General features: G+C 72.3%; 24 protein-coding genes. 13 read left to right on the top strand and 11 right to left on the bottom strand.

Annotated elements, in window-relative coordinates; translation table 11 throughout:
- Nucleotides 1–15: 15 nt before the first annotated feature.
- Together EAD89_RS10250 and EAD89_RS10255 are read right to left on the bottom strand one after the other, a co-directional pair.
- Nucleotides 16–813: an alpha/beta fold hydrolase gene (locus tag EAD89_RS10250; protein WP_121675536.1), complete on the bottom strand. Its 798-nt coding sequence runs from the start codon at nucleotides 811–813 to the stop codon at nucleotides 16–18.
- A gap of 37 nt (nucleotides 814–850) precedes the next feature.
- Nucleotides 851–1,771, bottom strand: coding sequence for a proline dehydrogenase family protein (locus EAD89_RS10255; RefSeq protein WP_121653588.1), 921 nt, complete (start codon nucleotides 1,769–1,771; stop codon nucleotides 851–853).
- A gap of 159 nt (nucleotides 1,772–1,930) precedes the next feature.
- On the opposite strand from EAD89_RS10255, the gene EAD89_RS10260 reads away from it, so the two are divergent.
- The 3 genes from EAD89_RS10260 to EAD89_RS10270 are packed head-to-tail and all read left to right on the top strand — an operon-like array spanning nucleotide 1,931 to nucleotide 3,975.
- Nucleotides 1,931–2,200, top strand: coding sequence for a hypothetical protein (locus tag EAD89_RS10260; protein WP_233578464.1), 270 nt, complete (start codon nucleotides 1,931–1,933; stop codon nucleotides 2,198–2,200).
- Between the two features lies 1 nt (nucleotide 2,201).
- Nucleotides 2,202–3,368: a glutathionylspermidine synthase family protein gene (locus tag EAD89_RS10265; protein WP_121675537.1), complete on the top strand. Its 1,167-nt coding sequence runs from the start codon at nucleotides 2,202–2,204 to the stop codon at nucleotides 3,366–3,368.
- A 19-nt stretch (nucleotides 3,369–3,387) separates the two neighbouring features.
- The gene (locus EAD89_RS10270; protein WP_121675538.1) at nucleotides 3,388–3,975 is read left to right on the top strand and encodes a CGNR zinc finger domain-containing protein; all 588 of its coding nucleotides are present in this window, start codon (nucleotides 3,388–3,390) and stop codon (nucleotides 3,973–3,975) included.
- Nucleotides 3,976–3,996: 21 nt separating this feature from the next.
- On the opposite strand, the gene EAD89_RS10275 is transcribed toward EAD89_RS10270, so the two are convergent.
- Entirely contained in the window at nucleotides 3,997–4,803 is an 807-nt protein-coding gene (locus EAD89_RS10275) for a sugar phosphate isomerase/epimerase (RefSeq protein WP_121653585.1), read from the bottom strand.
- Nucleotides 4,804–4,879: 76 nt separating this feature from the next.
- Entirely contained in the window at nucleotides 4,880–5,824 is a 945-nt protein-coding gene (locus EAD89_RS10280; protein ID WP_121675539.1) for a Ppx/GppA phosphatase family protein, read from the bottom strand.
- Between the two features lie 80 nt (nucleotides 5,825–5,904).
- On the opposite strand from EAD89_RS10280, the gene EAD89_RS10285 reads away from it, so the two are divergent.
- From EAD89_RS10285 to EAD89_RS10290, 3 genes are read left to right on the top strand one after another with little or no spacing between them, the layout of a single operon-like run.
- Complete coding sequence (locus EAD89_RS10285; RefSeq protein ID WP_121653583.1) at nucleotides 5,905–6,702, top strand: hypothetical protein; 798 nt, start codon at nucleotides 5,905–5,907, stop codon at nucleotides 6,700–6,702.
- 43 nt (nucleotides 6,703–6,745) lie between these two features.
- A complete protein-coding gene (locus EAD89_RS30240; RefSeq protein WP_074314830.1) occupies nucleotides 6,746–6,946 on the top strand; it encodes a hypothetical protein in 201 nt (66 codons plus the stop codon).
- Nucleotides 6,946–7,329, top strand: a complete 384-nt coding sequence (locus EAD89_RS10290) for a type II toxin-antitoxin system death-on-curing family toxin (RefSeq protein ID WP_121675540.1) — start codon at nucleotides 6,946–6,948, stop codon at nucleotides 7,327–7,329. The genes EAD89_RS30240 and EAD89_RS10290 overlap by 1 nt, the downstream gene beginning before the upstream one ends.
- A 91-nt stretch (nucleotides 7,330–7,420) precedes the next feature.
- Here the strand turns inward: EAD89_RS10290 and EAD89_RS10295 are convergent, their stop codons facing one another.
- Together EAD89_RS10295 and EAD89_RS10300 are read right to left on the bottom strand one after the other, a co-directional pair.
- Nucleotides 7,421–8,104 (bottom strand): response regulator transcription factor, encoded by a 684-nt coding sequence (locus EAD89_RS10295; protein ID WP_074314832.1) that lies wholly within the window; start codon nucleotides 8,102–8,104, stop codon nucleotides 7,421–7,423.
- A 23-nt stretch (nucleotides 8,105–8,127) separates the two neighbouring features.
- Nucleotides 8,128–9,411, bottom strand: a complete 1,284-nt coding sequence (locus tag EAD89_RS10300; RefSeq protein ID WP_121653582.1) for a cell wall metabolism sensor histidine kinase WalK — start codon at nucleotides 9,409–9,411, stop codon at nucleotides 8,128–8,130.
- A gap of 203 nt (nucleotides 9,412–9,614) precedes the next feature.
- Here EAD89_RS10300 and phoU point away from each other — a divergent pair, with 203 nt between their 5' ends.
- Complete coding sequence (phoU, locus tag EAD89_RS10305) at nucleotides 9,615–10,268, top strand: phosphate signaling complex protein PhoU (protein WP_121653606.1); 654 nt, start codon at nucleotides 9,615–9,617, stop codon at nucleotides 10,266–10,268.
- Between the two features lie 59 nt (nucleotides 10,269–10,327).
- On the opposite strand, the gene EAD89_RS10310 is transcribed toward phoU, so the two are convergent.
- A complete protein-coding gene (locus tag EAD89_RS10310; protein WP_074314836.1) occupies nucleotides 10,328–11,095 on the bottom strand; it encodes a phosphoglyceromutase in 768 nt (255 codons plus the stop codon).
- A 161-nt stretch (nucleotides 11,096–11,256) separates the two neighbouring features.
- Here EAD89_RS10310 and EAD89_RS10315 point away from each other — a divergent pair, with 161 nt between their 5' ends.
- Together EAD89_RS10315 and EAD89_RS10320 are read left to right on the top strand one after the other, a co-directional pair.
- The gene (locus tag EAD89_RS10315) at nucleotides 11,257–12,543 is read left to right on the top strand and encodes an MFS transporter (protein ID WP_199733465.1); all 1,287 of its coding nucleotides are present in this window, start codon (nucleotides 11,257–11,259) and stop codon (nucleotides 12,541–12,543) included.
- 117 nt (nucleotides 12,544–12,660) lie between these two features.
- A complete protein-coding gene (locus tag EAD89_RS10320) occupies nucleotides 12,661–13,941 on the top strand; it encodes an MFS transporter (RefSeq protein ID WP_121653580.1) in 1,281 nt (426 codons plus the stop codon).
- Nucleotides 13,942–14,328: 387 nt separating this feature from the next.
- On the opposite strand, the gene EAD89_RS31340 is transcribed toward EAD89_RS10320, so the two are convergent.
- Nucleotides 14,329–15,330: a hypothetical protein gene (locus EAD89_RS31340; RefSeq protein WP_368666351.1), complete on the bottom strand. Its 1,002-nt coding sequence runs from the start codon at nucleotides 15,328–15,330 to the stop codon at nucleotides 14,329–14,331.
- A 58-nt stretch (nucleotides 15,331–15,388) separates the two neighbouring features.
- Between EAD89_RS31340 and EAD89_RS31230 the strand changes: the two genes are divergently transcribed.
- Nucleotides 15,389–15,511 carry a hypothetical protein gene (locus tag EAD89_RS31230; RefSeq protein WP_255421263.1) on the top strand — a complete coding sequence of 41 codons (123 nt, stop codon included), beginning with the start codon at nucleotides 15,389–15,391 and terminating at the stop codon, nucleotides 15,509–15,511.
- Between the two features lie 157 nt (nucleotides 15,512–15,668).
- Here EAD89_RS31230 and EAD89_RS10330 read toward each other — a convergent pair whose 3' ends face one another.
- Entirely contained in the window at nucleotides 15,669–16,184 is a 516-nt protein-coding gene (locus EAD89_RS10330; RefSeq protein WP_121653605.1) for a YbjN domain-containing protein, read from the bottom strand.
- A 59-nt stretch (nucleotides 16,185–16,243) separates the two neighbouring features.
- Nucleotides 16,244–17,608 (bottom strand): D-inositol-3-phosphate glycosyltransferase, encoded by a 1,365-nt coding sequence (gene mshA / locus EAD89_RS10335; protein WP_121653578.1) that lies wholly within the window; start codon nucleotides 17,606–17,608, stop codon nucleotides 16,244–16,246.
- Between the two features lie 215 nt (nucleotides 17,609–17,823).
- Here mshA and EAD89_RS10340 point away from each other — a divergent pair, with 215 nt between their 5' ends.
- Nucleotides 17,824–18,591 (top strand): SDR family oxidoreductase, encoded by a 768-nt coding sequence (locus EAD89_RS10340; protein ID WP_121653577.1) that lies wholly within the window; start codon nucleotides 17,824–17,826, stop codon nucleotides 18,589–18,591.
- Between the two features lie 10 nt (nucleotides 18,592–18,601).
- Complete coding sequence (locus tag EAD89_RS10345) at nucleotides 18,602–19,402, top strand: class I SAM-dependent methyltransferase (protein ID WP_121675543.1); 801 nt, start codon at nucleotides 18,602–18,604, stop codon at nucleotides 19,400–19,402.
- Nucleotides 19,403–19,513: 111 nt separating this feature from the next.
- On the opposite strand, the gene EAD89_RS10350 is transcribed toward EAD89_RS10345, so the two are convergent.
- Entirely contained in the window at nucleotides 19,514–20,596 is a 1,083-nt protein-coding gene (locus EAD89_RS10350) for a UDP-N-acetylmuramate dehydrogenase (protein ID WP_121653575.1), read from the bottom strand.
- A 69-nt stretch (nucleotides 20,597–20,665) separates the two neighbouring features.
- On the opposite strand from EAD89_RS10350, the gene EAD89_RS10355 reads away from it, so the two are divergent.
- Entirely contained in the window at nucleotides 20,666–21,424 is a 759-nt protein-coding gene (locus EAD89_RS10355) for a maleylpyruvate isomerase family mycothiol-dependent enzyme (RefSeq protein ID WP_121653574.1), read from the top strand.
- Nucleotides 21,425–21,473 lie beyond the last annotated feature (49 nt).

Here is a 21,473-nt window from a genome sequence, read left to right on the forward strand (position 1 = left end):
CAGGAGCGGAAAGCTCTAGCCGCCGCACACCGCCAGGAACCCGAGCAGCTCGTCGGCGGTGCGCCGCGGGCGGTCGGCGTGCGGGTAGTGCCCGGACTCCTCGATCATCCGAGCCTCGGCGGTGCGGAACAGCCGCCGGGCCGCCCGCGCCTCGGCACCCGGGTTGGGGAAGTCCGGGTCCTTGGCACCCATCAGCACCAGCACCGGTTGCCGGACTTGCGGGGCGCGGGCGGTCCAGTGCGGCTCGACCGGCGCGACCACGCCGCGCACCGCGGCCATCCGGCCGGGCTCGCGCAGGGTGGCCACCATCGCCCGGCGGTACGACGCGTCGTCGGCGGGCCGGTGCACCGGGAACAGCGTCTTGTGGAACATCCCGAACAGTCGGGGGCTGCGCAGAACGGCCACCGACGTCAACCGCAGCAACGGGTTGAGCTTCGGCCGGCCGACGAACGCGCCGATCTGCACGATGCCGGTGACCAGGTCGGGCGCGTCGGTCGCGGCGAAGACCACCGCCGCCGCGCTCGATGAGCTGCCGACCAGCACGGCCGGGCCGGCGTCGATGTCGCGGACCACGGCCAGCAGGTCGGCGCCGACCTCCGCCGGGGCGTACGTGGGCCAGCCGACGCTGGATTCCCCGTGCCCCCGAACGTCGACCGAGGCGACCCGGTGGCCGGCCGCGACCAGCAGCGGCACCAGATGTCGGAAGCTCCCCCGGTTCTCGCCCATGCCGTGCGAGAGGACGACGAGGGGTCCCTCCCCGTGCACCTCGTACGCGATGCGTCCGCCGTCCCGCCGCACCTGGCTGGTTGTCATGGCCAGAAAACCAACCCGTCGGCCGGTCCGGTCCGGGTTACTTCTTGGAGATCAGGGCACGGCCGAAGAAGACCAGGTTGGCCGGGCGCTCGGCGAGCCGGCGCATCAGGTAGCCGTACCACTCGTCGCCGTACGGGACGTAGGTGCGCACGGTGTAACCCTCGCCGGCCAGGCGGGCCTGCTCCTCGGGGCGGATGCCGTAGAGCATCTGGAACTCGAAGCGCTCCGGCCCACGGTCGAACCAGCGGGCCCGGTCCTCGCCGATGGCGATCATCCGGGGGTCGTGGGTGGCCAGCATCGGGTAGCCGTCGCCGGACATCAGGATGTTCATGCAGCGGACGTAGGACTTGTCCACCTCACGGGCCGACTGGTACGCCACCGACTCCGGCTCCTTGTAGGCGCCCTTGCACAGCCGCACCCGCGACCCGGCCGAGGACAGCTCGCGGCAGTCCGACTCGGTGCGGCGCAGGTACGCCTGGAGCACCGCGCCCGTCGACGGGAAGTCCTTGCGCAGCTTCGCCAGCACCTCCAGCGTCGAGTCGGTGGTGGTGTGGTCCTCCATGTCCAGGGTGACCGTGGTGCCCACCGCGTCGGCGGCCGCGCAGATCGCCCGCGCGTTGTCGTACGCCAACTGCTCGTCGAACATCTGGCCGAGGGCGGAGAGCTTCACGCTCACCTCGGCGGCCGGGGTCAGCCCGGCGGCGCCGAGCATCTTCAGCAGCTTCAGATATTCGTCCCGGGTGGCGGTGGCCTGCGCGGGGGTGACGGTGTCCTCACCGAGGTGGTCGAGGGTGACCGCCAGACCGTCGTCGACGAGTCCGCGGGTCGCGCGCAACGCGTCGTCGGTGGCGGCGCCGGCGACGAACCGGCGAACGACGTCCCGGGTGAACGGGGCGGTCGCGACGAGCCGCTCGACCTGGGATGACCGGGAGGCGGCGAGGATGACGGAACGGAGCATGAGCCGAGCGTAACGCCCCTGCCAGGGCCCCCGCCGAGGGGCAGCCGGCCACCGGCCTGATGAGTCGGGAAGGGCGCCTTGTACAACAAAATCCGATCACAAGGGGCCCTTCCGCACCTCGGGGCGGCGGCGGTGGCGTCGATCGGCTACAACGATGCCGTGGACCAACGCCCCCGCCGCCTCCGGTCGGCCTCCGTGCAGCTCGGCGCGCTCACCGCTCTCGCGCTCGCCCTCTCCGGCTGCAACATGACCTCGGACGACGATGACGACGACGACTGCGCGCTCGGGCCGGTCGGCGGCGGCGACACGGTCGCGCTCGCGATGCGGGTCCCCGACCCGGCCGCCGGGCGCGCCGCCGCGGAGCCGACGGCCGCGGCCCTGCCCGACCGCGGAGGGTTCGGCACCCACCTCGCCGCCTGCGGCGGCTGAGGTGCGCCGCGAGCGGGTCACGCCGCGCCCCGACTGGGACGCCACCATCCGGGCCCAGGGGCTGGTCTACGTCGACACCGAGCTGCCCGACGGCGGGATCATGTCGTACTGGGACGAGACCGCCGCGTACGCCTTCGACCTGGACGAGGTGCTGCGGCTGGAGGAGGCCACCGAGGAGCTGCACCGGATGTCGGTGGCCGCCGCCGAGCACGTGGTGGCGCAGCACCGGTACGCCGAGTTCGGCATCCCGGAGTGGGCGGCCGAGGCGGTGGCCCGGTCGCTGCGCGAGGCGCCACCCACCCTCTACGGGCGCTTCGACCTCGCCTACGACGGCACCTGGCCGCCGAAGATGTTGGAGTACAACGCGGACACCCCGACGGCGCTGGTCGAGGCGAGCATCATCCAGTGGTACTGGCTGGAGCAGACCCGGCCGGAGCTGGACCAGTGGAACAGCCTGCACGAGCGGCTGGTCGGCGCCTGGGCCAAGATCGGGTCCGGGCTGCACGACCCCCGGGTGCACGTGCTCTGGTCGAACGAGGAGGAGTCGGGCGAGGACCACATGACCGCCGGCTACCTCGCCGAGACCGCCCGGCAGGCCGGCCTGACCGTCGACCTGCTGCCGATCCAGGACATCGGCTGGGACGGCCGCCGCTTCGTCGACGCCGACGACCGCCCGGTGACCACCTGCTTCAAGCTCTACCCGTGGGAGTGGATGCTGGCCGAGCCGTACGGGCCGCCCGCGCTGGCCCCGGGCACCCCGACCACCTGGATCGAGCCGGCCTGGAAGCTGCTGCTGTCCAACAAGGCGCTGCTCGCGGTCCTGTGGGAGCTGTACCCCGGCCACGAGTACCTGCTGCCGGCGTACCTCGACTCGCCGCGTGGCATGCCGGAGTACGTGGCCAAGCCACTACTGGGCCGGGAGGGCGGCTCGGTACGCATCGTCACCGCCGAACAGGAGATCACCAACCCGGGGATCTACGGCGACGAGGGCTGGTGCTACCAGGAGTTCCGCGCGTTGCCGGAGTTCGACGGCAACCGGATGGTCCTGGGCAGCTGGATCGTCGACGGCGAATCGGCGGGGGTGGGGGTCCGGGAGAGCGCGAGTCTGATCACCGACGGTTACGCGCGGTTTCTGCCGCACTACATCGACGCGCCGCGCGCGCCGTGAGTCGTCTACCGTTGGGGGCGTGAACTTCGACGCGTACGCCCGGACCGGCGTTGACCTGGTCAACGCCCGCCTGGACGACCTCGACGACCTGCGGGCCCTCTTCCCCGACGAAAACGCCTGGATGCGCGACGAGGTCGCGGAACGGGATGTCGCGATTTTTCGGCGGGCACAGAAGCGGTTGCGCGACGTCTTCGAGTACGGCACTTCGGGGCGGGACGGCCAGGCGGTGATGGAGCTGAACGCGCTGCTCGAGGCGTTCCCGGTCCAGCCGCGCATCTCCGGGCACGACTCCAGCGACTGGCACATGCACGTGACCAGCCGCGGCGCGTCGGTCAGCGCCGAATACCTGGCCGGCGCGGTCTGGGGCCTGTCGGTCTGGCTCTGCGAGTACGGCAGCGCCCGGTTCGGCGTCTGCGCGGACGAGCGGTGCGGCAACGTCTACCTGGACACGTCGTCCAACTGCTGCCGGCGGTTCTGCTCCGAGCGCTGCGCGACCCGCTCGCACGTGGCGGCGCACCGGGCCCGTAAGCGGGCCGCGGTCGGCGAGCAGGTGACGGTGGCCGCACAGCCCACCAGCGGCGCCGACTCCCTCACCCCGGTCAGCTGACGCCACCGCCCGGTGGGCGGGTCAGGCGTCGACCGGGGACGGCGCGGTCAGGTGCTGACGGGCGAACTCCAACGCGGCGCGCAGGTCCGCCTCGCGCACCGCGCGGCTCTTCGCGCCCCGGGTCGCCACCTCCACCGCCACCGCACCGGTGAAGCCCCGCCCGGCCAGCGAGGAGAGCAGCTCCCCGCAGGGTTGGGTGCCACGCCCGGGCACCAGGTGCTCATCGCGGCCCTCGCCGGTGCCGTCGCCGAGGTGCACGTGGGCCAGCCCGGCGCCCATCCGGTCGGCCATCTCCAGCGGGTCGCTGTGCGAGGCCGCGCAGTGCGACAGATCCAGGGTGTACGACGGGTACCCGGTGTCGGTGGGATCCCAGCCGGGCACGTACGGAACGAACCGGCGGCCCGCCATCCGCACCGGGTACATGTTCTCCACCGCGAAGCGCAGCCCGGTGAACCGGTCCGCCACCGCGGCGAGCCCCTCGGTGAACCGGCGCGCGTAGTCGCGCTGCCAGGTGAACGGGGGGTGCACCACGACGGTCGGCGCCTCCAACGTCTCGGCCAGCTCGGCGGCCTTGCGCAGCCGCTCCCACGGGTCCGGGCTCCACACCCGCTGGGTGACCAGCAGGCAGGGCGCGTGCACCGAGAGCACCGGCACGTCGTAGTGCGTGGAGAGGCCGCGCAGCGCGCCCGCGTCCTGGCTGACCACGTCGGTCCAGACCATCACCTCGACGCCGTCGTAGCCGAGCGCCGCGGCCAGCTGGAACGCCGCCGCGGTCGGCTCGGGGAAGACCGACGAGCTGGACAGGAGCACCGGAACGCGGGAAGTCACATCAGCCAGGGTAGCCCGGCGCGGCCGACGCCATCGTGACGAGCGCCGGCAAACCACCCGTAACCACCCGCTCCGGTCACACCGGTTCGAGTTGATCGAGCCGCCGGAGGATGACCCCCTCCCGCAGCGCCCAGGGGCAGATGTCCAGCGACTCCAGATCCAGGCGGCGCATCACCGCCTCGGCGACCACCGCGCCGGCCAGCAACTGGTGCGCCCGGCCCGCGCTGACGCCTTCCAGCTCCATCAGCTGGGCCGGCGGGATGTGCCGGATGAAGCCGATGACCTGCCGCAACCCGGCGCGGGTCAGGCTGCGCCGCGCCCAGAGCCCGGCCCCGGACGGCGCCGCCCCGGCCAGCCGGGCCAGGGTGCGGAACGTCTTCGAGGTGCCCACCACCCGCTCCCAGCCGACCTCGGTCATCTGGTCGACCACCTTGGTTAGCCGGTCGTCCACGTACTCCCGCAGCTTGTCGACGGCCTCCGCGGACGGCGGCGCCGCGCTGGTCGGATCGATCCGCAGGCGCTCACGGGTCAGCCGGCCGGCGCCCAGTGGCAGCGAGATCGCGGCGTCCGGGTCCTCGTCGATGCCGGCGGCGATCTCCAGCGAACCGCCCCCGATGTCCAGCACCAGCAGCCGTCCCGCCGACCAGCCGAACCAGCGCCGCACCGCCAGGAAGGTCATCCGCGCCTCGTCCGCGCCGGAGAGCACCGCCAGACGTACGCCGGTCTCGTCGCGGACCCGGGCCAGCACCTCGGCCGCGTTGGTGGCGTCGCGCACCGCGGAGGTGGCGAACGCGATCAGGTCGTCGGCCTCCAGCCCGGTGGCCGCCGCCTTCGCCATGCCGACCGCCTTGACCAGACCGTCCGCGCCCACGTCGGTCAGCGCTCCGTCGGGGCCGATCTGCTCGGCCAGGCGGAGCACCACCTTCTCCGAGTGCGCCGGCCACGGGTGCGCGCCGTGGTGCGCGTCCACCACCAGCAGGTGCACCGTGTTGGATCCGACGTCGAGGACACCCAGTCGCATGGTGAAGACCCTAGGTGCAAGTCGTTTGCGCGGCTCGCCGGCCTGCGGAGGGGACCGCGCGTACGCTGGGCCGGGTGACGATGGAGCTCCGCGTACTGGTGGACGATCCGGGTGACCCGCGCAGCCGCGAGGTGCCGCTGGACTTTCCCCGGGAGTGGATCGAGTTCGCCGACCCCGCGGACGAGACCCACCTGATCCGGGCCGACCTGACCTGGCTGCTCTCCCGCTGGACCTGCATCTTCGGCCGGGGTTGCCACGGCATCATCGCTGGCCGCTCCGCCGACGGCTGCTGCTCGCACGGAGCGTTCTTCACCGACTCGGACGACGAGAAGCGGGTCCGCAACGCCGTCAAACTGCTCACGCCGTCGACCTGGCAGCACTTCCGGCGCGGGGTCAAGAACTGGACCGACAACGACACCATCGACGGCAAGAACCCGGCCCGCCGGACCGCCACCCAGGGCGCCGACGGTCCGTGCGTCTTCCTCAACGACGCCGACTTCGCCGGCGGGGGTGGCTGCGCGCTGCACGCCCAGGCGCTGCGCGACGGGGTGCACCCCCTGGAGTACAAGCCGGACGTCTGCTGGCAACTGCCGATCCGACGGGATCAGGACTGGGTCAAGCGTCCGGACAACAGCAAGGTGCTGGTCTCCACCCTGTCGGAGTTCGACCGGCGGGGCTGGGGCGCCGGTGGGCACGACCTCGACTGGTGGTGCACCTCCTCGACGGACGCGCACGTCGGCACCGAGCCGATGTACCTCTCGTACGGGCCGGAGTTGACCGCGTTGATCGGCGCGGCCGCGTACGAGCGGCTGGCCGAGCTGTGCGCGGCCCGGACGAAGCAGGGCTTGGTCGCCCCGCACCCCGCCGACGAGGTCTGAGCACTTCCGCTGATCTTGGTAGCACTCTTGCTATCATTTCGGGATGGCCATGACGCTCCGACTTGATGACGAACGCGAACGGCGACTCCGTCTCGTCGCGGACGAGGAAGCGCGGTCGATGCACGCCGTCGTCGTCACGGCGATCGACGATTATCTGGCACGGCGGAACGCCAAGGAGTTCGGTGATCTCGCCGACGAGATCATTGAACGGCACGCCACGCTGCTCGCTCGCCTGGCGGAGTGATGACGGAGGGCCGTTACCCGACGCTTGCCGACGTGGCCGGCATCGCCCGTAAGCTCAGCGTCGGGATCAGGGACGCCGGTCTCGTGGAGTCGGCCGTCGCCCGACCGCAGACGAGTGTATTCGGGGAAGACGCGTACCCCGACCTGTGGACCAAGGCAGCGGCGCTGCTGCACTCACTGGTCAGCAACCGCCCGTTCGTGGACGGCAACAAGCGGATCGGCTGGATCGTGGCGGTCGCCTTCCTGCTTCAGAACCGTGCCGTCACCCTGGACCAGCTTGACGAGATGGACCAGGACGTGGCGTACGACCTGGTCATCAGCGTGACGGAGAGCCGGCTGACGGAGGTCGCCGAGATCAGCGCCGCGTTGCGCAAGCTGTTCTGACCGGGCCTGCCGGCCCGACGTCGTCAGCCGACCGAGCGTCGACATGCCGAAGGGGCCCACGTCAAGCGCGCGGGCCCCTCCGGTACGCCGATCACGGCTCGAACTTGTAGCCCAGGCCCCGGACGGTGACGATGAAGCGCGGCGCGGACGGCTCCGGCTCGATCTTGGAGCGCAGCCGCTTGACGTGTACGTCCAGCGTCTTGGTGTCACCGACGTAGTCGGCGCCCCAGACCCGGTCGATGAGCTGGCCGCGGGTCAGCACCCGCCCGGCGTTGCGGAGCAGCAGCTCCAGCAGCTCGAACTCCTTCAGCGGCAACTGCACGGCCCCGCCGTCGACGGTCACCACGTGCCGCTCGATGTCCATCCGCACCGGGCCGGCGGCCAGGGTCGGGGCGCCCGAGTCGGCCACCTCCGGGCTCTGCCGGCGCAGCACCGCCCGGATCCGGGCCACCAGCTCGCGGGGCGAGTACGGCTTGGTGACGTAGTCGTCGGCGCCGATCTCCAGGCCGACCACCTTGTCGATCTCGCTGTCCCGGGCGGTGACCATGATGATCGGGACGGCCGACCGCTGCCGGAGCTGCCGGCAGACCTCGGTCCCCGACATTTCGGGCAGCATCAGGTCGAGCAGCACGATGTCGGCGCCGGTTCGGTCGAACTCGGTGAGGGCGTCGGTGCCGGTCGCGGCGACCGAAACCTCAAAGCCCTCCTTACGGAGCATGTACGACAGGGCGTCGGAGAACGACTCCTCGTCCTCGACCACCAGAACGCGGCTCAACGGGGGTTTCCTTTCCATTGCTGTCAGACCTGCCGTAGCTCGGCCGGACCGGCCTCGATCCCAGCCGGCGGCAGTGTCGCCAGCAGGTCGTCCGGTGGACGGGCGGGCAGCCGGAGGGTGAACGTCGATCCACCACCAAGAGTGCTCGACACCTCCACCCGTCCGCCATGGTTGCTCGCGATGTGTTTGACGATGGCCAGGCCGAGCCCGGTGCCGCCGGTGGCACGCGAGCGGGCCTGGTCGGCTCGGTAGAACCGCTCGAAGATCCGGTCCACGTCCGTCGGGGCGATGCCGATGCCCTGGTCGGCGACGGCGATGTCGATGTGCTCGTCGTCACCGCGAAGGGTGACCCGGACCGTGGTGTCCGCACCCGAGTAGTTGATGGCGTTCTCCACCAGGTTCGCCACCGCGGTGGCGAGCTGGGTGTCGCTGCCGTACGCGGTGAGACCGCGCTGCCCGGTCACCGACACCTCGACGCCCCGGGCGGAGGCCGCGGTGCGGGTCCGGTCGACGACCTCGGCGATCACCCAGTCCAGCGCGACCGGCTCCGCCGGCGGCTGCGGCTCGGCGCCCTGCAACCGGGTCAGCTCCAGCAGCTCCTGCACCAGCCGACCCAGCCGGGTCGACTCGTGCTGGATCCGTTCGGCGAACCGGCGGGCGGCGACCAGGTCCTCGGAGAGGTCGGGCGCCGCGGCCTCGGCCGGCTCGGTGGCGTCGAGCAACGCCTCGGCGAGCAGCTGAAGCGCCCCGATCGGTGTCTTGAGCTCGTGGCTCACGTTGGCCACGAAGTCACGTCGCACGCGGGTCAGGCGGTGCGACTCGGTCACGTCGACCGCCTCCACGGCGATGAACCCGTTGCCGAGGCCCATGGCCCGCAGGTGCACGCCGAGCGGGTTCTCCCCCGCGCTGTCGCGACCCCGGGGCAGGTCCAGCTCGATCTCGCGCCGCACCCCGGTGCGCCGCACCTGGCCGGCGAGGGTACGGATCAGTGGGTGCGCGGCGATCGAGCCCGGGGTGCTGCCGGTGCGCAGCAGACCCATCGCACGGGCGGCCGGGTTGATCAGCACGGGCGTGTCGTCGTCGTCCAGCACCACGACACCGGCCCGGAGCGAGTCGATCGTCCGGCGACCGAGCCCGGTCTGCTGCTCGTCGGCTATCGCGGGCCTCCCCCTGCTCCAGCGGGAGTCTGCGCTCCCCGTCGACGTGGAGGGGCGCCTGCGCGCCGGAAGGAACCGGGGCAGCACGAAACCGGCGGCCAGCCCGGCCACCAACGCCACGGCCACCACGACCGCCACCGCCCACTCCACCCGGCGATCGTAGGGTCATTGTTAACCTGGCTACCACACAGAACAGGACGAACCACCCTCACTTTCGTAACTGTTCACCCCCACGTCCGGCGTCGTTCACCGGGGTTCATCAAGGGTCCGTCCGCGCCACCTACCGTTGGCGGCGCACCTGCTCCATCCCTGCGCCGGCACCCGTCGGCGGCGACCGACCACAGGACGTGATGATGCGCGACGAGTTCCGGGCCGACCTCCAGATCGTCAGCCAACTGCTGGTGGACATGGCGGAGGGCGTCCGCGCCGCCATGCGCCAGGCCACCCGGGCCCTGCTCACCGCCGACCGGCAAGCCGCCGAGACGGTCATCGAGCGGGACGCCGAGATCGACGACCTCTACCGGCACGTCGAGGAGCGGGTCTGTGACCTGCTCGCCCGGCAGGCGCCGGTCGCCTCCGACCTGCGGGCCATGATCACCGCGCTGCACGTGGCCGCCGACCTGGAGCGGATGGGTGACCTGGCCGACCACGTGGCGAAGACCGCGCTGCGCCGGCACCCCTCACCCGCCGTCCCGGCGGAGCTGCGGGCGATCTTCACCGAGATGGCGGACATCGCCGACCGGATGGCGGTGAAGATCGGTTCGGTGCTCGCGAAGCCCGACGCCGACCTCGCCGGCGAGCTGGACCGCGACGACGACGCGATGGACGAGCTGCACAAGAACCTGTTCGCGGTGCTGCTCGGCGAAGACTGGCCGTACGGGGTGGAGACCGCGATCGACGCCACCCTGCTCGGTCGCTTCTACGAGCGCTTCGCCGACCACGCGGTCAACGCCGGTGAGCACGTGGTCTACCTGATCACCGGGGAGACCTCCCCCACCGCCAGCTGACCTGCGGAAAAGGGCCCCTGGTCGTCGCCGAGCGACAACGAGGGGCCCTTTTCTGATGCCTAGCGGCCCTGGTTGGCCACCGCGGCGGCGGCCGCCTTGGCGGCGGTCGGGTCGAGGTAGGTGCCGCCCAGGGTGAGGGGGCGCAGCTGCGGGTCGAGGTCGTAGCGCAGCGGGATGCCGGTCGGGATGTTCAGCTTGGCGATCGCCTCGTCGGAGATCTGGTCGAGGTGCTTGACCAGGGCCCGCAGCGAGTTGCCGTGCGCGGCCACCAGCACCGTCCGGCCGGCCAGGATGTCCGGCACGATCGAGTCGTACCAGTAGGGCAGCATCCGCTCGACGACGTCCTTGAGGCACTCGGTACGCGGCATCAGCTCGGTCGGCAGCAGCGCGTACCGCGGATCGCCCACCTGCGACCACTCGTCGTCGTCGGCGATCGGCGGCGGCGGGGTGTCGTACGACCGGCGCCAGAGCATGAACTGCTCTTCGCCGTACTCGTCAAGGGTCTGCTTCTTGTTCTTGCCCTGCAGGGCGCCGTAGTGCCGCTCGTTGAGCCGCCACGACCGGCGCACCGCGATCCAGTGCCGGTCGGCGGCGTTCAGCGCCAGCTCGGCGGTGCGGATCGCCCGGCGCATCACGCTGGTGTGCACGACGTCCGGCAGCAGGCTGTGCTCGCGCATCAGCTCGCCGCCGCGCCGCGCCTCACCCTCGCCCTTCTCGGTCAGGTCGACGTCCACCCAGCCGGTGAAGAGGTTCTTGGCGTTCCAGTCGCTCTCGCCGTGCCGCAGCAGGACCAGCGTCCCGACGGTGGGCCCCTCGCTCGCAGTCATGCGGATCATCCTGCCTCAACCGCCGCCGGGACACGCGGGCACCCGTCGTGACGACCACCACGTGAAAATGCTGGTGACCAGCGACTCCGTCCCCGACTAGGTTGTAAGGCGCTCAAGTCACACCGGTCATTACTTGCAAGCGGGGGCGCCACGTGCGGACGATGCGGAGCTGGTTCCGGGAAACCACCGGCGGCCTGCCAACCACTTTCTGGTACCTGTGGACCGGCACGCTGATCAATCGGCTCGGCTCGTTCGTCCTCGTCTTCCTCGCCATCTACCTGACCCAGGAACGCGGCTTCTCCGCCTCCCAGGCCGGCCTGGTGCTCGGGCTGTGGGGCGTCGGCGGCGCGGTCGGCACCACCGCCGGCGGCACCCTGGCCGACCGGTGGGGCCGGCGACCGACGTTGCTCACCGCGCACGTGGGCGCGGCCGTGATGATGCTCGGCCTCGGGCTGGCCAAGGACCTCTGGGCCGTGGCGCTGGGCGCGCTGCTGCTCGGCCTGTTCGCCGAGGCGGCCCGGCCCGCGTTCGGGGCCATGATGATCGACGTGGTGCCGGCGAAGGACCGGTTGCGCGCCTTCTCGCTCAACTACTGGGCGATCAACCTGGGTTTCGCCTGCGCCGCCGTCCTCGCCGGCCTCGCGGCGCAGGCCGACTACCTGCTGCTGTTCGTGGTCGACGCGGCCACCATGCTGATCACCGCGCTGATCATCTTCACCCGCGTGCCGGAGACCCGGCAGAGCGGCCGTGCGGCCGCCGCGGCCGCTGCGGCGAAGGCCCCGCGCGGCGCCCTGCGGACGATCCTCACCGACCGGGTCTACCTCGGCTTCGTGGCGCTGAACCTGCTGGCCGCCCTGGTGTTCCTCCAGCACATCTCGATGCTGCCGATCGCCATGAGCGACGACGGCCTCAGCCCCGCCACCTACGGCTCGGTGATCGCGCTCAACGGCGTCCTGATCGTGATCGGTCAGCTCTTCGTGCCCCGGCTGATCCGGGGCCGGAGCCGCTCACACGTGCTCGCGCTGGCCGCCGTGGTGATGGGCGCCGGATTCGGCCTGACCGCGTTCGCCGGCACCGTCTGGCTCTACGGGCTGACCGTGCTGATCTGGACGGTCGGCGAGATGCTGAACTCGCCGTCCAACTCCACCCTGATCGCCGAGCTGTCCCCGGCCGAGCTGCGGGGGCGCTACCAGGGCGTGTTCTCCCTCTCGTGGCAGATCGCCGGCGCCTGTGCGCCGATCCTCGGCGGCCTGGTGCGTGAGCACGCCGGCAACGCCACGCTCTGGCTCGCCTGTGCCGCGATCGGCGTCGTGACCGCGGTGGCACACCTGGTGTCCGGCCCGGCCCGGGAGCGGCGCGCCACCGCCCTGCGGCGCTCAGGTGAGGCGCTGGCACCGGTCGGCGCCACCCCGCCGACGGCGGCACAGCCCGAGCCGGCGACTGCCTGACCGCGCCTCATCGCCGGATCGCAAGGGTTCATGATTAGGTATTCGAGTGGCGGGACCCCGGCCGGTTTCCTACGGTTCTCTGGAAACAGTTAGGAACCTGAAGTGTCGGGAGGTCGGGTGCAGTCCTTGCGGCGCTGGTGGCACGAGACCGCGGGTGGGCTTCCCGCCACCTTCTGGTACCTCTGGGCCGGCCTGCTCATCAACCGAGCGGGCGCGTTCGCCATGCTCTTCCTGTCGCTGTACCTCACCGACGCGCGAGGGGCCAGCGAGGCGCTGGCCGGCACCGTCGTCGGCGCGTACGGGGCCGGCGGGGCGGCCGGCGTGCTGCTGGGCGGGGTGCTGGCCGACCGGTGGGGCCGCCGGGCCACCCTGCTCGCCGCGCACCTGATCACCGCCGCCCTGATGGTGGCACTGGCCTTCAGCCGGCCCCTGCTGCTGATCGCGGTGCTCTCGGCGCTGGTCGGCGTGGTGCACTCCATGCCGAGCCCGGCCTTCGTCGCGGCGATCGTGGACGTGGTGCCCGCACAGCGCCGCTCACGCGCGTTCAACCTCCAGTTCTGGGCGTTCAACCTGGGCATGGCGGTCGCCTCGGTGCTCGCCGGGGTGCTGGCCGAGGCGAGCTTCACCGCGCTGTTCCTGGTCGACGCGGCGGCCACCCTCGCCGCCGCCGCCGTGATCGGCTGGAAGGTGCCGGAGACCCTGCGGCGGAGCGTCCCGCCGCCAGCGCCGCCGACGAAGGGCCCGATCCGCAGCCGGGGCCCGGGGCTGCACACCGCGCTCACCGACCGGACCTTCCTGGTCTTCGTCGGGCTCACGTTCGTGCTGGCCGTGCTCACCCTGCAGACCCAGACGATCATGCCGTTGGCCATGCGCGCGGACGGCCTGGGCCCGTCGGCGTACGGGCTGGTCGTGGCGCTCGGCGGGGCGCTGATCGTGCTCGGGCAACTGTTCGTGCCCCGGCTGATCGACCGGCACCGCAAGGACGTCGTGCTGGCGGCCTCGACCGCCCTGCTGGCGGTCGGCTTCGGCGCGCTGGCGGTCGCCGACGAGCTGGCCGTCTACCTGGGCGCCGCGGTGGTCTGGACGGTCGGCTCGATGCTCGCCGCACCGCCCAACGCGCAGATCAACGCGGACCTGGCACCGCCGCAGCTGCGCGCGCGGTACCAGTCGGTCTTCTACCTGACGTTCCCGGCCGCGGCGTTCGTCGCGCCCACGCTCGGCGGGGTGAGCCTCCAGTACCTCGGAGACCGCCACTGGCTCATCGTGGGCGGGCTGGGCCTGCTGGCCGCCCTCGGGCACCTGCTGGCCGGGCCGCCTCGGGAGCGGCACGTCGCCGCCCTTCGCCGGGCCGCCGACCGGGAGCCGACACCGCCCGGGGACCGCGTGCCGGCCGCCTGATCGCTCCGGCACCACGGGGTACGACATACGCAAAGCGCCCACCACGGCCAAAGGTCGTGGTGGGCGCTCGCCGGCGGGGCCGGCGGCGGCGGGCAACACTCACCCCCGTAAGCGTCGCCCGCTCGCGCCGCCGGTCCAAACAGGTGGGCACCGTCCCCCAACGGTTGATCCACCCGTCCCCTCGCGACTCGCTTGGTGCGCGGATCTGATCGATCCGCCGCTCCCCCGAACGTTTCCAAGCGGGACGCGGTGCAATAAAGTTAGTTCGCCCGGATTCTGGATTCAACCCAGACCGCTGTCTCGCCGGTCACAACTCGCGAGTATCCGCAGTTCGGGCCTCGGTCTGTGGCAACAGCCGCATACCCCTCGCGCATTCCCGCAAACACGTCAACCGTCCTCTCGATCGGGTGACTCGGTCCGGAAGAAGTTGCTCTGCCGGCCGTCGCGCATCTGCTCCTGATAGATCAGGTTCAGCCGACGGAGGTCGAAGGTGTGAAACCACTCATCCCAGGTGATCTCACGGATCCGGCTGCTCTCTCGGTAACCGGGGATGTTGAAGGTCAAAACCCCCGCCCGGCCCTCCCGTTCGGTGCCGGCGATGGTCGCCGGCTTCGCACCGCGCTCCCGTGCCCAGCGTTGGATGACCTCGTGATTCGCGGTGATCAGGCTTCGTCCCGGGCGCTCCGGTCGGTCCGCGATCGACGCGATCACCTGCGAACTGCGAACCGATCGTCCGGTGCCCCGACCGGTCCGGATCCCGCCGGCCGCCGGTTGGGTCGCCCCCGCGGGCTTTGCGGGCGCCGCCCGCTTCGCCGCCGACGGCCGCGCCGGCGCCTTCTTGGCCGGCGCCTTCCGCGCGGGCGCGGTCCGGGCCGTCGTCGTCTTGCGGGCCGTGGTCGTCTTGCGCGCAGCCGTCGTCTTGCGGGCGGCTGCTGTCGTCTTACGCGCGGCCGTCGTCTTACGCGCGGCCGCTGCCTTGCGGGCGGTCGTCGACTTCGCCGCTGTCGTCTTCTTCGCCGGCGCCGTCGTCTTCTTCGCGGCCGTGGTCCTCTTCGCCGGTGTCGTCTTCTTCGCGGCAGTCTTCTTTGCCGCTGTCGTCTTCTTCGCCGCCGGCGCCGTCGTCCTCTTCGCGGCCGTCGTCTTCCTGGCCGCCGCCGTCGTCCTCTTCGCGGCCGTCGTCTTCTTGGCCGCGGCCCGCTTCGCGGGGGCGCTCTTGTTCGCCGGTGCGGCCTTCGCACGGCTCGGCGCCGCGCGGGTCGCCGACTTCTTCGTGGCGGCGGCACGACCCGCCGACGCCCGGGTGCCGGTTGCCCGGCCGGCCGGACCGGTGCTGCGCCGGCCCGCGCCACCACTCTCGGCGCGCAGCGAGCGCACCAGCTGTTTCACCAGGTCCGGTTTACGCAGCGCGGAGATCCCGGAGACCCCGCGTTTGCGCAGTTGACCGCGGATGTCGTCCACCCGCATCCCGGAGATCTCCGACTCGGAGATTCCGGGGGTGTTCGGCGTCTGGTTGCCGGTCTGTCGTTTCGTCCTGGTCGCAGTCCCGCCGCGACCTGAGCTGTTCCGCTGAGCCATGGGACGCTCACGCTCCTCGACACTCCGTCCTCGGCGCGCGGGGGTCCCTTTGCCGCACCGCGCGGTGCGGCATACCCGTCAGGACCGCTCCGAACCACCAGCCGACAAACCGGCTCGGGGCAGGGGCGGTCGGGCCGGGGTGCGACGGACGGTCAGGCCGGGCCGGGGCCGGAGCCGGAGGGCTCGAAGAGGTGCGCGAAGGCGGCCAGGTTGGCGGTCGACTCGCCGCGCTTGACCCGCCACTCGTACTCGCGCCGGATGGAGCTGCCGAAGCCGATCTCCAGCATGGTGTCGAAGGACTCGTCGGCGTACGTGAGCACCGCGCCGAGGAGCCGGTCCAACTCGTCGGCGTCGACCCCGGACGGGTTGACCCGTCCGGTCAGGTACACGTCGCCGACCGCGTCCGTGGAGAAGGAGACCCCGTACATCCGGGCGTTGCGCTGCAACAGCCAGGCCCACAGCTCCTCACGCCGCTCGTCCGGCTGGCGCATCACGAACGCCTCGATCCGCAGCGCGTGCTCGCCGACGATGAGGTTGCAGACCGTCTTGAGCTTGTGGGTGCCCGGCAGGGTCACCGCGTACGAGCCCGGCCCGGTCGACTCGCAGGCCAGCTCCCGCTCGGCACAGACGGACTCGATCAGGGTCGCAAGATCGCTCTGTGGGCTCACCGGACCCACTTTACGACCGGCCGGGCCGGACCACCGGGTGACGACCCCGCGCCTTGAGATCACCAGGAGCAGGAGAGCGCCGGGTTGCAGGCGAGGTCGGCGACGAGGCGGGCACGGTGCGCAGCGGTCGCCTCGCCGTAGACGGCGAGCAGGCCGGCGACCGTGCGGTCCCAGGAGAAGTGCCGGGCGTGCTGCTCGGCGCCTCGGGCCAGCGCCGCCCGCCGGGCCTGGTCCGGCAGCAGGCGGGCCAGCGCGAGAGCCCAGTCCGCCGGGTCGTGCCCGTCGATCAGCACCCCGCTCACCTGGTCCCGCACGGCGGTGACCAGACCGCCGACGGCGGCGGCCAGCACCGGCGTACCGCAGGCCTGGGCTTCCAGGGCGACCAGCCCGAAGGATTCGTTGTGCGACGGCACCGCGACCAGGTCGGCGGCCCGGTACAGCGCCGGCAGGTCGTCACCGGTGCGCGGCGGCAGGAAGCGCACCCGGTCGGCGACCCCGAGTGTGGCGGCCAGCTCGATGAGCGCGGTCGGCCGGTCGAGCCCGCTGCCGCTGGGCCCGCCGCAGATCGCCACGGTGACCTGGTCGGCCAGCGCCGGGTCGCGCTCCCGGAGCGCGGCGACCGCGCGGATCAGCACGTCGGGCGCCTTGAGCGGCTGGATCCGACCGACGAAGGCCACCAGGTACCCGTCGACCGGCAGCCCCAGCCGCTCGCGGGCGGCGCGGGCCGCCGCGTACCGGTCGCCCGGCGCGGGCCGGAACCGGTCCAGGTCGACGCCCGGCTGCACGACGGCGACGTGGTCGGGGTCGGCGTCGTACCGGTCGACGAGATCGCGGGCCTCGACCCGCGTGTTGGCGACCAGCCGGTCCGCCTCGGCGACCACCTGCTCCTCGCCGATCACCCGGGCCTTCGGCTCGGGCCGGTCACCGGCCGCGAGTTGGGCGTTCTTGACCTTCGCCAGGGTGTGCGCGGTGTGCACCAGCGGCACCCCCCAGCGTTCCTTGGCCAGCCAGCCGACCTGGCCGGAGAGCCAGTAGTGGGAGTGGATCAGGTCGTAGTGCCCGGGCGGGCGGGACGCCTCGGCGCGCAGCACGCCGGCGGTGAAGGCGCAGAGCTGGCCGGGCAACTCCTCCTTGGTCAGCCCCTCGAGCGGGCCGGAGGTGATGTGCCGGACCTGCACGCCGGGGGCCATCTCGACCACCGGGGGCAGGTCGCCGGAGGTGGCGCGGGTGAAGATCTCCACCTCGACGTTGGCCTCGGCGAGCCGCCGGGCGACCTCCAGGATGTAGACGTTCATCCCGCCGGCGTCGCCCGTGCCGGGCTGGTGCAGCGGAGAGGTGTGCACCGACAGGGTGGCGATGCGGCGGGGCCGGGGCCACGGCTGGGCACCTCGTTGACGACCGACACCGGTGTGCAGCTCCGCCACGTCCGCTCCTCTTGTCACGGTTGATGCCGTCTCGCACGACCGGCGCTTCTCGGACAACCTGTACGCCGGATGTCATCTTCCCCATCGGCCTACGGAAATTCGCCCGCGCGGCCCCCCGGCGTGACGGACCTCATGACCGCCCACCCTCCTGCCCGCTGACGGCGGGCCCCACGCCCGCCCGGACCGGGCCGGAGGGCCGGGGCGACAATGACGGGATGACCTCTGTCGCCATCGTGACCGGAGCCTCCAGCGGGATCGGCGCGGCCACCGCCCGCCGGCTCGCCGCCGAGGGTTTCCACGTGCTCGCCGCCGCCCGCCGCGCCGACCGGCTCACCCACCTGGTCGCCGAGATCGCCGCCTCCGGCGGGCAGGCCACCGCGGTGACCTGCGACGTCACCTCGGACGAGTCGGTGGCCGGGCTCGCCGAGGCCGCCGCGCGGGCGCCCGGGCCGGTCACCCTGCTGGTCAACAACGCCGGCGGCGCGCGCGGGCTGGACCCGGTGGAGTCCGGTTCGATCGACGACTGGCAGTGGATGTACGACGTCAACGTGCTCGGCACGCTGCGGGTGACCCAGGCCCTGCTGCCGGCGCTGGAGGCGTCCGGCGCGGGCACGATCGTGGTGGTCTCCTCCACCGCCGGCCTGACCGTGTACGAGGGCGGGGGCGGCTACACCGCGGCGAAGCACGCGCAGACCGCCATCGCCGGCACGCTCCGGCTGGAGTTGTGCGGGCGACCGCTGCGGGTGATCGAGATCGACCCGGGCATGGTGAAGACCGACGAGTTCGGGCTGGTCCGCTTCGACGGCGACGCGGATCGGGCCGCCGCCGTGTACGCCGGCGTCCCCGGGCCACTGGTCGCCGAGGACGTGGCGGACTGCATCGCCTGGTGCGCCACCCGCCCCGAGCACGTCAACGTGGACCGGCTGGTGGTCCGGCCGCGGGCGCAGGCCGCCCAGCACAAGGTGCACCGAGTCGGCCAGTGAAGCGCGAGGAGTGAGCGGCGCGGCGCGGCGTCGGCCGTTCGGGGTGGTCACGCGGGGCACGACCAACCCGAACCGGCTCCGCCGCGTGGACAACTGGATCGTCGCCACCTGCGGCGACCGGCTACGCGCGGCGGCCGATCCGCTGGTGGTCGACCTCGGCTACGGCGCCACCCCGGTGACGGCGGTGGAGCTGCGGGCCCGGCTGGCCGCCGGGGTCCGTCGGGACGTACGGCTGGTCGGGCTGGAGATCGATCCGGCCCGGGTGGCAGCTGCGGAGCCGGCCGCCGACCCACCCGGGCTGACCTTCGCCCGGGGCGGCTTCGAGTTGGCCGGGCTCCGGCCGGTGCTGGTCCGCGCGTTCAACGTGCTGCGTCAGTACGACGAGCGCGACGTGCCGGACGCCTGGCGGACCATGACCGCCGCGCTGGCTCCCGGCGGGTTGCTCGTCGAGGGCACCTGTGACGAGCTGGGCCGTCTCGCCGGCTGGCTGCTGATCGACGCCGACGGCCCCCGGACGCTGACCCTGGCCGCGAAGCTCACCACGCTGGACAGCCCTGCCGAGCTGGCCGAACGGCTTCCCAAGGCGCTGATCCACCACAACGTCCCCGGCGAGCCGGTGCACGACCTGATCCGCGCGCTGGACGACGCCTGGCTGGCCGCCGCCCCGTACGCCACGTTCGGCCCCCGCCAACGCTGGCTGCGAGCCGTGACCCACCTCAGCGACACGGGCTGGCCGGTCCTGAACCGCCCGCACCGCTGGCGCCAGGGCGAGCTGACCCTCCCCTGGCCCACCGTGGCCCCCCGCACCTGACCCGCGCCGCGCCGGCCGGGACCCCGTCGATCATGGAGTTGTGGTGGGCGTTCTATGGCCAGAAGGGCTGTTCGTCCCCCACCACGACTCCATGATCAACGCGGAGGGGGCCTAGAGGGCGCAGTTGATTAGGACGGGTTCGGGGTGCAGGGTCACGCCGAAGCGGGCGTGCACGGTGTCGCGGATGTCGCCGGCGAGGGTGAGCAGGTCGGCCGTGCTCGCCGTACCGCTGCGGTTGGTGAGCGCCAGGGTGTGCTTGCCGGAGATCGCCACGCCGTCCGGGCCGGGGTGGCCCTTGGTGAAGCCGGCCTTGTCGATCAGCCAGGCCGCGCTCACCTTGACCGTGTCGTCGTGCCCGGGCCAGGATGGCGGCTCGCCCAGCTCGGCGGCGCGCTCCCGGAGCTGCTCGTACGCCGCCCGGTCGAGCACCGGGTTGGTGAAGAAGGAGCCGACCGAGCGAGTGTCCGGGTCGGTGGGGTCGAGCACCATGCCCTTGCCGGCGCGCAGCCGCAGCACCGCCGCTCGGGCAGCGGCCAGCGACACCCGCTCGCCCACCTCGACACCGAGCGCCCGAGCCAGTTCGGCGTAGCGCACCGGGCCGGAGAGCGGGGACCGGGCGAGCCGGAAGTCCACGGACAGCACCACCATCCGGTCCCGGTACTTGAAGATGCTGCCCCGGTAGGCGAACCCGCAGTCGGCGGCGGGAACGAACTGGCGGATGTCCTCGACCCGGTCGTACACCTCGACGCCGGTGATGGTCTCGGCGACCTCCTGGCCGTACGCGCCGACGTTCTGGATCGGGGTGGCACCGGTCGAGCCGGGGATGCCGGAGAGGCACTCCAGCCCGGCCCAGCCGTTGGCCACCGTCGTGGCGACGAGGTCGTCCCACGGCTCACCGGCCTCGACCCGTACCGTGACCGAATCGGCGTCCTCGGCGACGATCCGCAGGCCGCGGGAGCGCACCAGGACGACCGTTCCGGGGAAGCCGACGTCGCCGATCACCACGTTGCTGCCGCCCGCCAGGATCAGAAGTGGGTCTTCCGTGGCGCGAATGGCCCGAACGATCTCGTCGGCACTGCCGGCAGCCATGATCCGCCGGGCCGGCCCACCCATCCGCAGCGTGGTGTAGCTGGCCAGTGGACCAGGGATGGCACGATCGGCTTCGGTTGTCGGCTGGGCGTAGGCGTCTGACACGTCTTTCACCTTAGGCTGAGGGGCAGCCGTGGCACCCACTGGTGGCCCGGCACCCCCGGGAGGATGGCGATGAGCAGACTGCAGGGCAGCAAGGATTTCTGGATCGGCGCGCTCCGGACGGAGGGTCCGGCCTTCGCCTCGGCGGTGGCGGAAGCGCCGCCGGAGACACCGGTCCTGTCCTGTCCGGGCTGGACGGTCAATGATCTCACGCTGCACCTCGCCGGCATCTACCACTGGGTTTCTTCGTTTGTCGGCTCCGGTCTGACCACCGCGCCGGCCCGCCGGGAGCGGTTCGAAGCGGACCCGGGCCGGAGTCCCCTCCAGCTCTGGCAGCAGGGGTACGACCAGCTGATGACCCTCTTCGACGGGCTGGACGCGGAGGCCCCGGCGTGGAACTGGGCCCCGCAGCCGAAGAAGGCCGGTTTCTGGCCGCGCCGGATGGCACACGAGACGGCGGTGCACCGCTGGGACGCCCAGCTCGCCATCGCCGCCGGTGAGCCGGTGGAGGCGAAGCTCGCGGCCGACGGGGTGAGCGAGGTGCTGGACACCTGGCTGCCCGCGGGCCGGCGGCGCGAGCAGGGCGAGTGGCACGGCGTGGTGCAGCTCTCCGCGACCGACGCCGCCCAGGAGTGGTATCTGCGGCTGCGCGGGGAGGGGGTGGCGCTGCTGGACACCGCGACCATCTTCGACCACGACGACCACCACGCGCGGGCGCAGGTCAGCGGCACCGCGAGCGACCTGCTGCTGGCGCTCTGGGGCCGGATCAGCTTCGACACGCTGGACGTCGCCGGCGACCGCAACCTGCTCGACGGCCTGCGCACCCGCTGACCGCCGCCCGGGGCCGGCCCGGGACGACACGACGAGGGCGTCACTCCTC

Origin of the sequence: Micromonospora sp. BL4, from assembly GCF_003667505.1 — a bacterium.
Classification (GTDB): domain Bacteria; phylum Actinomycetota; class Actinomycetes; order Mycobacteriales; family Micromonosporaceae; genus Micromonospora.

Coding starts and splice junctions, on each gene's coding strand:
- EAD89_RS10290 (WP_121675540.1), top strand. CDS start 6,946: ATGACGGAGGGCCGTTACCCGACGCTTGCCGACGTGGCCGGCATCGCC.
- EAD89_RS10315 (WP_199733465.1), top strand. CDS start 11,257: ATGCGGAGCTGGTTCCGGGAAACCACCGGCGGCCTGCCAACCACTTTC.
- EAD89_RS10355 (WP_121653574.1), top strand. CDS start 20,666: ATGAGCAGACTGCAGGGCAGCAAGGATTTCTGGATCGGCGCGCTCCGG.
- EAD89_RS10340 (WP_121653577.1), top strand. CDS start 17,824: ATGACCTCTGTCGCCATCGTGACCGGAGCCTCCAGCGGGATCGGCGCG.
- EAD89_RS31230 (WP_255421263.1), top strand. CDS start 15,389: ATGTCGTCCACCCGCATCCCGGAGATCTCCGACTCGGAGATTCCGGGG.
- EAD89_RS10280 (WP_121675539.1), bottom strand. CDS start 5,824: ATGCGACTGGGTGTCCTCGACGTCGGATCCAACACGGTGCACCTGCTG.
- EAD89_RS10310 (WP_074314836.1), bottom strand. CDS start 11,095: ATGACTGCGAGCGAGGGGCCCACCGTCGGGACGCTGGTCCTGCTGCGG.
- EAD89_RS10285 (WP_121653583.1), top strand. CDS start 5,905: ATGGAGCTCCGCGTACTGGTGGACGATCCGGGTGACCCGCGCAGCCGC.
- EAD89_RS30240 (WP_074314830.1), top strand. CDS start 6,746: ATGGCCATGACGCTCCGACTTGATGACGAACGCGAACGGCGACTCCGT.
- EAD89_RS10250 (WP_121675536.1), bottom strand. CDS start 813: ATGACAACCAGCCAGGTGCGGCGGGACGGCGGACGCATCGCGTACGAG.
- EAD89_RS10255 (WP_121653588.1), bottom strand. CDS start 1,771: ATGCTCCGTTCCGTCATCCTCGCCGCCTCCCGGTCATCCCAGGTCGAG.
- phoU (WP_121653606.1), top strand. CDS start 9,615: ATGCGCGACGAGTTCCGGGCCGACCTCCAGATCGTCAGCCAACTGCTG.